Consider the following 14,383-nt stretch of genomic DNA (forward strand, 5'->3'; position numbering starts at 1 on the left):
TCCCCCTTGTGTAGTATAAAAAATTTATATGTTATTTATTTTTCTTTACGCTATTTATTAATGCAATTAGCGTGCCAACTTTTTAAAATCACTAAAATCAGCACTTTTTCGACTGTTTTCTTTGTGTGTTAACGCTTTCAATTAGTGTGTCACCTAAAAAACACACAGTGTGTTATAAAACAACACGCTTTTAACACATAACTGTATGAAAATAGATTAGTGTTTAGTTGTATAGTTGTGTTTAAAACAAAAAAACACTAAAAAATTTTTAAAAACGTGAAAATCTAGTGAAAAATAGACCTCTCTTAAACACACTCTTCTATCTATTGTCCAATCAAACTCTACTAAATTACATAGAATAAAATAACACAATTCGAAAGGGGATTCCTATGCCAAAACATAGAAAACAGAACAAAAGAAAGATTTATAGAATAACAAGCTATAAAAAAGACAAGCGTTCTGAATTAGACTCTGACAAATTTGAACTAGAACGAGAGAAAATAGAAAATAAGCAAGACAAAAAAGAGCAATCGGAACCTATAATAGAAACAAACTCATATAACTTAGATATATGGGATGAAATTTCGCTAACAGAAATACAAGCTAGCGAACATACAAATTTATTTGCAGAACAAAGTAATTATCAAAATATTACTTTGTTACAAGTTAGCGATGTTCGTTTATATTTGGACAAGCAACTACAATTTAGTTCCGTCGATGAGCAAATTTATCATGAAGCACTCGTTCATCCGATTATGTCAAAAGTAATTGATCCAAAGCGTGTTCTCATATTAGGTGGTGGCGATGGTCTTGCCTTACGAGAGGTTTTGAAATATGAAACTGTGCTACATGTGGACCTTGTTGATTTAGACGAGGCAATGATTAATATGGCACGTACTGTTCCGGAGATAGTTTCTTTAAATCAAAGTGCATTTTTTGATAGTCGTGTAAATGTGCACGTATGTGATGCGAAAGAGTTTCTAAATTCTCCTTCATCCTTATACGATGTCATTATTATTGATTTTCCAGATCCAGCAACAGAGTTATTAAGTACTTTATATACAAGTGAATTATTCACTCGTATATCTACATTTTTAACAGAAGACGGAGCATTCGTCTGCCAATCTAATTCTCCTGCTGATGCACCTCTTGTTTATTGGAGTATTGGTAATACAATTGAACATGCTGGATTGACTGTGAAAAGTTATCATACAATCGTTCCTTCTTTCGGAACTGACTGGGGATTTCATATTGCTGCTAACTCTGCCTATATACTCGATCAAATTGAGCAATTATATATTGTGCCAACTCCTCGAACATTACCTTCTCTTCTTGCTCCTTTGTTTCAATTTAAAGAAGAACATTTAGAACATCGTAACCAAGATCTTGTAAATTCAGAATCGAACCTTATCCTACACGAATGTTACAAAAAGGAAATGGAGTTTTGACGATATTATAGTGAGGAGTGCTACCTTATGGAATACTCTACTTTCGGCAAGCATATAATAGTAGATTTATGGGGAGTAGACTTTTCTCTATTAGATGATGTTCACTTTTTAGAATATCATTTAGTTGCCGCTGCAAATTGTTCTGGTGCCCATGTTTTAAACGTAAGTGCAAAAGAATTCGATCCGCATGGTGTTACTATTTTAGTTTTACTATCTGAAAGCCACCTTTCTATTCACACTTATCCAGAAAAAAACTTTGCAGCCATCGACTGTTACACGTGCGGTACGACCGTTGAACCACAAATAGCGATTGATTACATCGTGAGTATATTAAAACCAAATAAGATGAATATAAAAAAACTAATTCGTGGTATAGGAGAGATTGTTACTACCGATTAAATATCAACCTTACTCATTTATAAAAAGGAGGATTGTAAATACCATCAGTGGAACAAGCATTCCACTGATGGTACCGACACATACATAAAAAAACCTTGCATACGCAAGGTTCATTCCGATACTGACATCTTCCTATATAATTCTACAAATTCACTCGCTAATTCCTTCACCGTAATTGCATTCATTAAATGATCTTGCGCGTGCACCATCAGAAGGGTAACTTCGGTCTTTTCACCACCAGCTTCTTTCTGTATGAGCTCCGTTTGTACACGGTGCGCCTCTTTTAATTCCTCTAATGCTTCTTGTAATTTCGCTTCTGCTTCTATAAATTCTCCACGCTTTGCGCAATCAATTGCTTCCATGGAACAACTTCGTGCATTTCCCCCATGCAAAATTAAATGAAAAGCCTTCGTTTCTATCGTATCCATTTTAGTTCTTTACTCCCCCTTTTCTTCCGCCAACTTTTGTTTATCCCATATTTTTAAGAACGGTAAATAAATGAAGAATGCTAGTGCAAAGTTAACGAGTTGCAAAATAACACCTGAAATTTTTCCGCCTGATCCCAAATATCCACTAAACAGAATCGGTGTCGTCCAAGGTACAGCAGCTCCGCTCGGACGGGCAACTAGCCCCCATTCCATCGCAAAGTAAGAAACAATCGTTAATACAACCGGAACTACTATAAATGGAATTAGTAACAGTGGGTTCATGACAATTGGCATACCGAAAGTTACCATTTCATTAATATTGAAAATACCAGGTGCAATCGACAATCGACCTATACTTTTTAATTGCTGACTTCGCGCAAATAATAACATTCCGACAACTAAAGCCAGTGTCGCACCTGAACCGCCCATATAAATCCACAAATCAAAAAACTGTGCGGTAATCGTATTCGGTACATCTTGACCCGCTTGAAAAGCAACTCGGTTTTGATCCATTAACGATAACCAAATTGGGCTCATTACACCACCAACAATTGCAGCACCATGAATTCCGCACGCCCAAAGAACATGAACAATGATAACTGCAATTACTGCCCCCCAAAGACTAGCTCCCAGTATACTAAGTGGCTCTTGCAACAACTTCCCTACAACATTATGAATACTACCAAAAGTCGTGTGTTCAAAGATTAATCTAATGATCCAAACAACTGTCACAACAATAAATCCCGGAATAAGTGCTGCAAATGAACGCGTTACTGCTGGTGGAACTGTCTCAGGCATCTTTATAATCATCTTTTTCTGCACAATAAATCGGTATATTTCAGTAGATATAATTGCAATAATCATCGCTACAAATAAACCTTGGCTTCCCATTAATGCCGCTGGAATTACTCCATCTACCAGTATACTTTCTTTCGTACCCGGAACAATATATGCAACTTGAAAGGGAGTTGCAAGTAAGAAGGTTACAAGCGATAATGCACCAGATGCTAGAGCATCTACTTTATAATACTCACCAAGCCTGTAAGCGATTCCAAAAACAGCTATTAAAGCCATTATATTAAAAGTTGCACTAACTGGATACCCCAAAGCCCTTTGCCAATTCTCCCCAAACAAACCTGCCATAAAATCATTATACCCTGGTATTGGTAGCGCACTAATGATAAGGAAAAATGATCCAATAATTAAGAAAGGCATCGTCAAAATAATTCCATCACGAATTGCTTGCAAATGCCTCTGCTCTGCAACCTTTCCCGCTACTGGCATTACATATTTCTCTAAAAACCGTATCATCTATCCCACTCTCCTCATGGTTTCATTGACAAAGCTGCTTGTAAGATAGCTTCTCCATTACAAAGCCCGTAATGGGCAGATTGAATGACATCAACAGGTACTCCCTTCTCCTTACATAACTCTTTCATTTTCGGTAATAAATAACGTACTTGCGGTCCAAGTAAAAGCACATCAGCTTCATCTATGTGACTATTTACTTCAGAACCTGAGACTGCCCAAATCTTTACCTCTATCCCTTTTGCCTCTGCTGCTTTCTCCATTTTAGTAACAATCAAACTGGAAGACATTCCCGCTGCACAGCAAAGTAAAATATTCATCCCTTTTCCCTCCCCCTTTTTCCAAACCTAAATTACGGCGCATCCTTGCCACCACTAGGTTACAAATATATATGTCTAGATTGCCTGCTGTATGCCGAGCTTAAAAACAAAAATTTCTCGGTTTTCACGCTATTCCATCTATCATTATTCTCCTAGTAAAGAGGGCTCTAACTCGCTATAATAATTCAGTATGATTTTTTTAATTGATAGGAGGATATATTTATGAAGGCGTATCGCTTTCCACTTATTTTATTATCTTCTATCCTAATTGGTGGTTTCATTGGTTATTTCATGGGTGCCGATGCAGTTGCTTTAAAGCCGCTTGGTGACATTTTCTTAAACTTAATGTTTACGATTGTTGTACCGTTAGTGTTCTTTAGCATCGCGTCATCTATTGCTAATATGGATGGATTAAAACGTTTCGGTAAAATTATGTCTAGTATGGCTGGGACTTTCTTATTTACAAGTATTTTAGCTGCTATTTTTATGATTATTGTCGTGAAAGTATTCCCGCCAGCACAAGGTGTTGTATTGGAACTAACGCAGCCTGATAAAGCTGAAAAGGCAGTTAGTGTTGCAGATCAAATCGTTGGTATTATAACAGTATCTGACTTCTCGAAGTTACTATCTCGTGAAAATATGTTAGCTCTTATTTTCTTCTCTATTTTAATGGGGGTTGCAACTTCAGCAGTTGGTGAAAAAGGAAAACCATTCGCTACATTCTTACAAGCTGGTGCAGAAATTTCAATGAAAGTTGTATCTTTCATTATGTACTACGCTCCAATCGGACTTGCTGCTTACTTCGCAGCATTAGTTGGTGAATTCGGACCACAACTTCTTGGAACTTACTTCCGAGCAGCAATGGTATACTATCCAGCGTCTCTCATTTACTTCTTTGTATTCTTCACGTTCTATGCATACCTTGCAGGTCGTAAACAAGGTGTACAAGTATTTTGGAAGAACATGGTATCCCCTACAGTTACATCACTTGCAACTTGTAGTAGTGCTGCTAGTATTCCAGCGAACTTGGAAGCAACGAAGAAAATGGGTATCTCTTCTGACGTTCGTGAAACAGTTGTCCTTCTTGGATCTACACTTCATAAAGACGGATCTGTTTTAGGCGGCGTACTAAAAATTGCTTTCTTATTCGGTATTTTCAACATGGAATTCGAAGGACCGAAAACATTAGCAATCGCACTTGTTGTTTCTCTATTAGTAGGAACAGTAATGGGCGCTATTCCAGGCGGCGGTATGATTGGTGAAATGTTAATCGTTTCTCTATACGGCTTCCCGCCAGAAGCATTGCCAATTATCGCAGCAATTAGTACAATCATTGATCCTCCTGCAACAGTGTTAAACGTAACAGCAGATAACGCTTGTGCCGTAATGACAGCTCGCCTTGTAGAAGGTAAGAACTGGATCAAAAACAAATTTGCTTAATAAAATAGAAAGAGGATGCTCATTTGGAGCATCCTCTTTTTGTCGTTATTTGTTGATAAGTCGATATCCCTTGTCGAAACGTCGATATATTGAAAAAACCGTTGATATATTTGAAGTTATGAACGATATATCCGAAAAATCGTCGATATAATCTATTCCGCCACAAATTTGTTATAATCTTCACAAATATTCCACACCCATCATCCATTCTCCGTACTATAATCATGTATGGAAAAGGAGATGGATCTAATGACTCAAAGCGCACCAGAATTTAAAGTTTTGCAAAGCATCGCATTCCTTGCTGTCGTTTTGCAAAGTTCCTTATTATATACAATGAATCAAGGAAATGTCTTACTTGAGCAATCCCTCATTATGGGCATGCTATTTAACCTTGCAAAGTTTTCAGCACCTGCATTCATATTTATCGTCGGCTTTCACTTAATTCGGCAATATACGAAGCAACTAGCCTACACAGAATATATTTATGAAAAATCCGCACATTTACTCATTCCTTATTTCTTCTGGTCTATTCTTTACTTATTAACAACAAACGATATGATTACACTACAAAGTGGTATAAAAAGTTTATTACTCGGAACAGCTGCACCCCATCTTTGGTACGTGATTATGATGTTCCAAATTCACTTATTGTTCCCTTTACTATGTACACTATTTTATTGGTTTCAAAAACGAACTGAAAATAAAAAAGACATATATAAATATATGACCATCTTTGCTTCTCTATATTTCCTCTTAATGTGGTATTCTTCTCACTACATTTTTAATGGAGAGAAATTGACTAGCTCAACCATTTTACATTATACAGATCGTTCCTTCTTGTTCTACTCATTCTATTTCGTCATGGGAGGAATCGCTGCTGTCGCATTAAAAACGTGGCGTACATTTGTCATGAAACATATCCCGCTTATTACAATATTATTTTTCATCTTATTTTTATTCATCAATTATGAGTTATTTAGTTTTTACGGAGCAAACTCTATTCATTTAACCGTTTCGACTTATTTAAAACCGTCTATGTTTTTATATATCGTCTGCGAAATTATTATACTTTACGTGCTGTCTATTACAATTGTACAGCGACGCGGTTTCTTATATAAAGCTTTACGATTTATCGGGAATTACACGTATGGTGCCTATTTAGCTCATTTTTTCTTCTTACAACTATGTACAAAATTTCTTTCTTTATTCACACAGCAAGAAAACACAATATTATATAGCCTATTATTATTTATAATAACGGCCACACTCTCAATTTCAGCAATGGTCATTTGTAGTACACTACCATTGCATACGTGGATTACAGGACCTTCTCCTACGAAAAATGTGAAATGGGCTAAGATTGTACTTCGGAAAAATCACGAAAAGGTATTCAAACCATATCTTTGATATAATAGAACTCCATACAAGAAAAGAAAGTAGGACACACCTATGATTAATCAAATTGGACAAATTATGTTATATGTAAATAATCAAGATGAAGCAGTACAATTTTGGACTGAGACAGTAGGATTCCAAATTATTGCGGAAGAAAATAACGGACAAGGCTTTCGCTGGATTGAAATTGCACCAACGAAAGAAGGAGGCACAAGCATCGTCCTTCACGATAAAGCGTTAATTGCGAAGATGCAACCTGAATTAAACTTAAATACGCCTTCACTTATGTTCTTCTCTAATAACTTAGATCAACTGTATAAAGATCTTTCTGAGAAAAACGTTACAGTTGGACAAGTTGTAGATTTACCTACAGGTAGAGCATTCAACTTTGCTGATAATGAAAACAATTACTTTGCGGTAATGCAGCGCAAATAAAAAAGAAGCTATCCGAAAAAAAAACGGATAGCTTCTTTCATTTTAAGAAACTTGTTCTGCATTCGTTTCCTTATGTTGTATATGACTCGTGATCCAAGCAATTCCGCCAGCAACAACGAGATAGCATAACAATATTAAAATTTGTATTTGTAATTGAGACCAATCTCCTAAAGAAATCACATCTTGTAGCCCTCTAAGAGAATGGGACATTGGAAGAAATTGTCCAATTTTGCTAAGAACAGCTATATTTAATTCTCCTGGGAAAGTCCCCCCGCTCGTCGCTAATTGCAAGACGAGAAGCGTTACCGCTAAGAATTTCCCAACAAGACCAAATACCGTTACTAACATAAGAATAAACGTCATGAACGTAAAGGAAATAACGATACTTGATAAAACAAAGAGTGGCACACTTGCAACTTCTAATTTCATAACTCCTAGCACAACCACATCCACAAGTAATGCTTGAATAAGTCCAATTACATATACCAGTCCTAGTTTATTAATAAAATGTACCGTTCCGCTTACCTTCATATTTTGTCTACGGCCAAGAGGTAAAATATTTGATGCCATAATTCCGCCAACATAAAATGCAAGTGATAAGAAATATGGTGCAATACCTGAACCGTAATTAGGCACATCAGAAACTGTCGACTTCACTAATTGAATCGGCTCTGAGAACATCGTATTACGTGCATCATCATTGCGAATATTCCCTATCTTCTCTGCGCCCTCTCCCAATTTCATAGAGAGTTCTTTCGCACCATCGTCAAGTTTAACAAGTCCACTTGTTAACTTACCAGCACCGTTATTTAGCTCTGTTCCGCCACTCGCAAGCTGATTTACACCTTCTTGTAATGATGTAAATCCACTTCCCCACTTCGTAAGTCCATCAGCTAAATTCCCCGCACCATCTGCAATCTTTTTCGTTCCAGTAGTAGCCTCATTTAATTTAACTCCAAATGTATGCATGCCTTCTTCAACCTGATGCTGACCAGCCACAAGCTTCTGCGCACCTTGTGTCAATTGTTGTTGGCTATTATTTAAAGTTTTTGTTGCTTTAGCTAATCCATTAGAAGTAGCAATGATCTTTTGAAAAGCAGGATCTTGCTGCACTTCTGGATGACTTTTCACGTACTCTTCTAGTTGTTGTTTTACACTATTCGCTGCATTGTCCGCCTTCACTTGCCCTTCAGCAAGCTTCTCACTTCCATTCATCCATTCATTTGTACCAGCACTTAATTCACTAACCCCTGATTGTAAAGTTTTTTCACCTTGTGCTAATAATTCCATACCACTATGAAGTGAGGTCGCTCCTTGACTCAGCTCGTTTGCTCCGCCAGTTAAGGCTGATTGGCTATCAGCAAGTTTTTCACTTCCCTCTTTCACTTTTGATGTCCCGTTACTTAAACGATGAATACCATCTGCAAGCTGATTGGCCCCATTTCTTGCATCTGTCGTTCCTTCATGTAACTTCTCAGCACCATTACTTGCATCACTCAATCCTTGTGCTAAGTCTTGGAACTTTGAAAAGACACCTTCTGTATAAGATTTCGTAATACTATTTGAAATTTTTGTTTTCATATTTTCAACAGCTGTCGTTCCAATTTGAGCTGCTACAAAGTTTTTACCTGGATTTACTTTGTACTGAAGCTGCGCTGGCTCTGGTTTCTCATCCATAAGTGTACTTACCTTTTGAGAGAAATCCTCTGGAATCGTAACAACCATATAATACTTATCTTCTTTTAACCCTTCATCCGCATTTTTTTCTGATACGAAATGAAAAGCTAGTTCCTTATTCTCTTTTAAATTTTTTACAAAATCGTCCCCTGCATGAATTGTTTTTTCATCCATCGCAGCACCCTTATCTAAATTTACAATCGCAACAGGTAATTTATCTAATTTTCCATATGGATCCCAATATCCAGCTAAAAAGAATCCTGAATAAATTAAAGGAACGATTAATAAAAAAATTAAAGCGATACGTCCATGTTTATGGTGCCACATCGCTTTCCAATCTTTAAATATAAGTTGAATTCCATTCATGAAACATACTCCTTCTCCTAATTTAACACCATTAGAATGGTTTAACAGATTTACTATACACGCCACTTTCCATACTGTATAATACATCTTTAATTATCAATTCATTCCTTTTGGTCTATAGAAAGGAGCGTCAAAATGGAACTTCTTCAACTAAAATACTTTCAGACAGTCGCACGATTAGAACATATGACGAAAGCCGCTGAAGAATTGCATATCGCACAACCTTCACTCAGCAAAACAATCGCTAGATTAGAAAAGGACTTAGGCGTCCCGTTATTTGATCGCCAAGGTCGACAGATTACATTAAACTCTTTTGGAAAAGTATTTTTAAAACGAGTAGAGCGCATTTTCCATGAATTAAGTGAAGGTGAACGAGAAATTAAAGATTTAGCTGAATTACAACAAAGCTCTATTACACTGGCGGTTTCTATTCCAAGAATATTACCAGAACTACTCGGTTCTTTTTTACTAGAGCATCCTAACGTTCGCTTCCAACAATTTCTCGCATCTACTCCTTCTATGAAGCGACAACTAGATAATATAGAAATTGACTTTTGCATTTCTTCTGTACCAATTGAAGGCGAGGAAATTATGTGGGAACCACTTATTACAGAAGAAATTTTCTTAGTCGTCCCTTCAGGTCATCGTTTATCAGGACGTGAAAGCATCCATCTGCATGAGGTAAAAGATGAACCATTTATTAGTATGAACACTGGTTACGGATTTCGGCACTTAACAGATGAATTTTGCAAGGAAGCTGGTTTCACTCCACATATCGCTTTCGAAGTAGATGAACCAACCGTGATTAGCGACCTCATTAAGCAAGGTCTCGGCATCGCCTTTGTCCCAAGTTTAACTTTATTAAAAAACTCTACTTTAGCATTAAATAAGTTACGTATTATTGAACCAAATTGCGAGCGAACTATCGGCTTAAGTTGGTCGAAGAAACGCTACTTATCGAAAACTGCTCAGCAATTCCGTAAATTTGTGATTGAATACTTCTCTAATATTAAGGTGTAAAATTATATCCATAAATAACGACACAAATAGAAGGCGCCACCCCAAAAGGGGATAGCACCTTCTATTTTTTATTCTTCTCCAATTCTATTTCCGCTAAAAGTGGCAATACGTTATCAAAAATGTGCGTATTATTATTTTCACCTGTTACGTATCCACCGTAATATCTACTAAATACATTATCATTTCGGAATGTGACCATATGATCATATAATTCCTTTGCAAACTTTGTATCACCTGTTTGTAGTACGTACAAGATCGTTAGTCCGTAAGCGGCTGGCGATTCATAATTCACAGTTTGTTTTCCCGTTTCTAAATTGTAACGACCGTATAGCTTTCCATCCTCCTGGAATTTCTTCTTTATAAATTCCAAATAAGCATCTGATGAAAGGCCACCTAAACTTCGATGGTACGCAACGTATGATTGGTCAATAAGATTCACTTCTTTATCGTACGTAAATGTACCATCTTCTTTATACTCTTTTGGGAATGCCCAGCCATGCCTTGGATAATCCGCTAAAAATTGAACGACTTCCTGATATTGCTGTGCAGAAACTTTACCGTACTTCTTCATATACGAGAATGCGTGCGGATTTAAGTATGATGTAGTTGCAAAATTATTTTGTTTCCCTGCATCTGCATCATAATAATCAACGTAATAATTATCTTTCTTATTATAACGAATTACAGCGTCACTCAATTGATCTGCTAAGTTTTTATAACGCTCCTCCTTATACATCTCATAAGCACGATATAATTGTTCTATAATACGAAGATCATCTATAAGTGCATTTGTAGCTGACTGCATTTCTCCCTTTTCAGAGATTTTCCATATAACAATGTGATCCTTATGTACAAAGCTATTTTGAATAACCTTAACTTGTTCATCGAATAACGCTTGATCGTCTTTATCGAGTGTATATTGTAGCCATAGTCCTGCTGATTCCGATAAAGCTTCACGGCCTTTTGCTTCACCCGTACCTGCCTTTGTATCCGCTAAACGATATGTGGCAAGCGTCCCATTTTCATTTACCATATGTCTTAAAATAAAATGTTCTGTACGGTTTCCTTGTATAGCTGACCAAAATACAATGCCACCTAAAGCAATTAAGAGAACAAATCCAATCCCTATATATAAACGTTTCCGCAATCTTTTCACCTCCCCATTAAGGCTAACCTTAATTTTACCAGAACATACGCAAATTTAAAAAAGACAATCTATTAGATTGTCTCCCGTTCCTCTATCCCTCACAAGCCTCTTTAGAAGGTCTATATAGCGATGCTACAAGTCGATCATATTCACGACGCGTAATTTCTTTATTATACAGCTTCAATAATAAATCTCTATGCTCTTTTGAAAATGCCATCTTTTTAATGACTTCAGGATACATAAAACATCCTCTCCATTTCACATAAACTTCTTCGCTTCCAAAAAACAGAACTTATGTTCGCATAAAAGATTATAAAATATTCCTTACTAAAAAACAAACAAAATATTATTAAACATTAACTTCTTTTTATTTAGAATATTCAATCAACATATTACCATATCCACTTTTTAAATACATATATATTTTTGGTAGTTTTTTTGAATAAATCTTCCAATTCAATCAGAAAATAATGGCAAAAAAGAAGAGGAGTTTACATATGGATACGGTAACATTAGCAAGAGCATTTTTTGGTTCTTCATTAGCATTCCACATTATCTTTGCAACACTTGGCGTGGGACTTTCATTGATGATTTTTATAAGTGAAATACTCTATCACTGGAAGAAAGATTCCGATTACGCCATTATGGCGAAAAGATGGACAAAGGCGTTTGCCATACTTCTCGGTGTAGCAATTCCAACTGGAACAATTGTTGGTGTGCAAATCTCACTTCTTTGGCCTGGTTTTGCCAAAATTGTTGGGCAGGTAATTTCTGTTCCCTTTCAAATTGAGATTTTCGCCTTCTTTTTAGAGGCTTTGTTCATGTCCATTTATGTATATGCAGCTGATAAACTACCTCCATTCATGAGATTAATCTCGCTATTCTTCGTCATGATTGGTGCCACGGCATCTGCCGTGCTTATTACATCAGCAAATACATGGATGAATACACCCGCAGGCTTTTCAATGGGGCCAGATGGATCCGTTTTTAACGTTGATCCGTGGAAAGCTTTCTTTAACCCGAGTTTTGGCACAAGCGCATTCCACGTTGTGATTACAGCCTATACAACTGGAGCTGCCGTCATTGCCTCTATCGCTGGATTTAAATTATTAAAGAAGAATTTAAGTAAACGTGAAGTAGCATATCATAAAAAGGGACTACTGTTAGGTCTCGTCGTGACATTTATTACAGGTGCTACGATGTGGCTTTCGGGACACGAATCGGCGATTGCCTTACATAAGCATTCCCCTGAAAAACTTGCATCTGCTGAAGCTTTATTTGAAACAACATCACATGCACCGTTATCAATTGGCGGAGTTGTAGATCCTAACACACTTGAACTAAACTATGCACTAGAAATTCCGAACATGCTTAGCCTACTAGTGGGACTCGATCCTAGCACCGTCGTAAAAGGACTCAAGGAATTCCCACAAGAAACATGGCCACCATTTTATACACATACACTATTCAACTTAATGGTCGGCACCGCTGCCTTTACTTTTGCAGTTGCAGCAATTGCCCTCTTATATTGGTACTTTGTTTACCGAAAAAAAGGAACAGAATTACCGAAGTGGCTTCTTTGGGGAGCTGCCGCATGTGGACCAATTATGATGCTCGGTATTGAATTCGGATGGATTTTCAGCTGTAGTGGTCGTCAACCTTGGACCATTTATGGTATGCAACGTACAGTCGACGCTTCTACACGCGCTGATTTTGTCGGTCCTTTATTTATTCTATTCATCATTTTATATATCGGACTCGGTATTTTAACAGTTTTTGTACTACGGACATTCTTTAAGAAACATCCGCTTACAAATGATTTACATCACGAAGGAGGCGATTCTCGTGCATGAGGAAAGTATTGCAATCATCATCTTATGGGCTCTTATTTTCGTATACAGTATATTAGGGTCCATCGATTTTGGAGCAGGTTTTTGGGGCATGGTATACGCAAAACATCCAACGCTCGCTGCCAAGCTTGCCAATCGGTACTTATCACCAACTTGGGAAGTAACAAATACATTTCTCGTCTTTGTCGTTGTCGCTTTTCTTGGCTTCTTTCCGAAAGCTGCTTTCACCCTTGCGACAGTGATGTTCGTGCCAGTTATGTTAATTTTAATACTCATCGCAATTCGTAGTACATTCATGGTATTTGCCTACTCTCTGCCAAAGTATCAATTCCTCCTTCGGGTGATTTCAGGTATTACTGGGCTCTTAATTCCAGCCTTATTAATTACCGTTTTACCCGTTACAGAGGGAGCTTATATTACAATGTCTGAAGGAAAAGAAGTACTTCTATATGGAAAACTTCTTTCTAGCCCGGTTATCTACTGCTATATGCTCTTCGGACTAACTTCGGAACTATTTCTCTCCTCTCTCTTTCTTGCTGATTTTGCGAGAGAGCAAGGTTCAGAAGATTCGTATAGAATTTATAGAAGAAACGCCATCATCCTTGGTCCTGCAACACTCGTTACGGCGATTATTGCCCTCGTTGTAATGGATCCGGAAACACACTGGCTTATGCAAGGACTCATAAAGCAATTCCCATGGTTTACAGTTTCTATCGTTTTATTCGTTATCGGGTACTCTTCTCTTTGGTGGACAAACAAGAAGTATGGCACACTAGGATACCCTCGCATCGCCGTTTTAGCAGTCGTTGCTCAATATGCATTTGCAAGTTACGCTTACGGTGTCGCGCATTTACCGTATATTATTTATCCTGATGTAACTGTATTTACAAGTTTTACAACGACAGAAACATTCTATGCATTACTTATTCTATACGCAATTGGAATCGCAATTTTACTACCAGGATTTATTTTCTTCTGGAATTTATTCTTGAAGGATCGAACTTTTTTGAAGGAAAAATAATATAGTGGGGAGTCTGTTCCAAAAGGCATTTTGGGATGGGCTCCTTTTGTCATGTTTTTTCGATAAGTCGATATATTTTAAAAACCGCTGATATATTTTGCGTTGCGCCAATATATCTCCACAATCACC

14 protein-coding genes are annotated in these 14,383 nt (G+C 37.1%); 8 read left to right on the forward strand and 6 right to left on the reverse strand.

Translation table 11 applies throughout. The annotated features are described in order from the left end of the window. The first annotated feature begins 389 nt into the window (after window positions 1-389). Both MHB74_RS25745 and speD read left to right on the forward strand, forming a co-directional pair. Entirely contained in the window at window positions 390-1,448 is a 1,059-nt protein-coding gene (locus tag MHB74_RS25745) for a polyamine aminopropyltransferase (RefSeq protein ID WP_061679345.1), read from the forward strand. Between the two features lie 27 nt (window positions 1,449-1,475). Beyond that, entirely contained in the window at window positions 1,476-1,847 is a 372-nt protein-coding gene (speD, locus tag MHB74_RS25750; protein WP_061679346.1) for an adenosylmethionine decarboxylase, read from the forward strand. A 110-nt stretch (window positions 1,848-1,957) separates the two neighbouring features. On the opposite strand, the gene MHB74_RS25755 is transcribed toward speD, so the two are convergent. The 3 genes from MHB74_RS25755 to MHB74_RS25765 are packed head-to-tail and all read right to left on the reverse strand — an operon-like array spanning window position 1,958 to window position 3,903. Next, on the reverse strand, window positions 1,958-2,275 hold the full coding sequence (locus MHB74_RS25755) for a PTS lactose/cellobiose transporter subunit IIA (protein ID WP_061679347.1): 318 nt from the start codon (window positions 2,273-2,275) through the stop codon (window positions 1,958-1,960). Between the two features lie 9 nt (window positions 2,276-2,284). Continuing rightward, the gene (celB, locus tag MHB74_RS25760) at window positions 2,285-3,586 is read right to left on the reverse strand and encodes a PTS cellobiose transporter subunit IIC (protein ID WP_061679348.1); all 1,302 of its coding nucleotides are present in this window, start codon (window positions 3,584-3,586) and stop codon (window positions 2,285-2,287) included. A 14-nt stretch (window positions 3,587-3,600) separates the two neighbouring features. After that, entirely contained in the window at window positions 3,601-3,903 is a 303-nt protein-coding gene (locus MHB74_RS25765; RefSeq protein WP_061679349.1) for a PTS sugar transporter subunit IIB, read from the reverse strand. 222 nt (window positions 3,904-4,125) lie between these two features. Here MHB74_RS25765 and MHB74_RS25770 point away from each other — a divergent pair, with 222 nt between their 5' ends. From MHB74_RS25770 to MHB74_RS25780, 3 genes are all read left to right on the forward strand, one after another. Further along, complete coding sequence (locus MHB74_RS25770; protein WP_061679350.1) at window positions 4,126-5,343, forward strand: dicarboxylate/amino acid:cation symporter; 1,218 nt, start codon at window positions 4,126-4,128, stop codon at window positions 5,341-5,343. A 249-nt stretch (window positions 5,344-5,592) separates the two neighbouring features. After that, entirely contained in the window at window positions 5,593-6,750 is a 1,158-nt protein-coding gene (locus tag MHB74_RS25775) for an acyltransferase (protein WP_061679351.1), read from the forward strand. 42 nt (window positions 6,751-6,792) lie between these two features. Continuing rightward, window positions 6,793-7,173: a VOC family protein gene (locus MHB74_RS25780; protein ID WP_000609849.1), complete on the forward strand. Its 381-nt coding sequence runs from the start codon at window positions 6,793-6,795 to the stop codon at window positions 7,171-7,173. Window positions 7,174-7,215: 42 nt separating this feature from the next. Here MHB74_RS25780 and MHB74_RS25785 read toward each other — a convergent pair whose 3' ends face one another. Beyond that, window positions 7,216-9,216, reverse strand: a complete 2,001-nt coding sequence (locus tag MHB74_RS25785) for a YhgE/Pip domain-containing protein (protein ID WP_061679352.1) — start codon at window positions 9,214-9,216, stop codon at window positions 7,216-7,218. Between the two features lie 135 nt (window positions 9,217-9,351). On the opposite strand from MHB74_RS25785, the gene MHB74_RS25790 reads away from it, so the two are divergent. After that, on the forward strand, window positions 9,352-10,236 hold the full coding sequence (locus MHB74_RS25790; protein WP_061679353.1) for a LysR family transcriptional regulator: 885 nt from the start codon (window positions 9,352-9,354) through the stop codon (window positions 10,234-10,236). 61 nt (window positions 10,237-10,297) lie between these two features. Here MHB74_RS25790 and MHB74_RS25795 read toward each other — a convergent pair whose 3' ends face one another. After that, window positions 10,298-11,383 carry a hypothetical protein gene (locus MHB74_RS25795; RefSeq protein ID WP_061679354.1) on the reverse strand — a complete coding sequence of 362 codons (1,086 nt, stop codon included), beginning with the start codon at window positions 11,381-11,383 and terminating at the stop codon, window positions 10,298-10,300. 91 nt (window positions 11,384-11,474) lie between these two features. Next, window positions 11,475-11,624, reverse strand: coding sequence for a hypothetical protein (locus tag MHB74_RS25800; RefSeq protein WP_000283173.1), 150 nt, complete (start codon window positions 11,622-11,624; stop codon window positions 11,475-11,477). 256 nt (window positions 11,625-11,880) lie between these two features. On the opposite strand from MHB74_RS25800, the gene cydA reads away from it, so the two are divergent. Together cydA and MHB74_RS25810 are read left to right on the forward strand one after the other, a co-directional pair. Beyond that, window positions 11,881-13,236 carry a cytochrome ubiquinol oxidase subunit I gene (gene cydA, locus MHB74_RS25805; RefSeq protein ID WP_061679355.1) on the forward strand — a complete coding sequence of 452 codons (1,356 nt, stop codon included), beginning with the start codon at window positions 11,881-11,883 and terminating at the stop codon, window positions 13,234-13,236. Continuing rightward, the gene (locus MHB74_RS25810) at window positions 13,229-14,254 is read left to right on the forward strand and encodes a cytochrome d ubiquinol oxidase subunit II (RefSeq protein WP_000544166.1); all 1,026 of its coding nucleotides are present in this window, start codon (window positions 13,229-13,231) and stop codon (window positions 14,252-14,254) included. Before cydA ends, MHB74_RS25810 begins: the two co-directional genes overlap by 8 nt. Window positions 14,255-14,383 lie beyond the last annotated feature (129 nt).

The sequence above is a fragment of the Bacillus sp. FSL K6-0069 genome (assembly GCF_038007785.1).
GTDB classification, from domain to species: Bacteria; Bacillota; Bacilli; order Bacillales; family Bacillaceae_G; genus Bacillus_A; species Bacillus_A mobilis.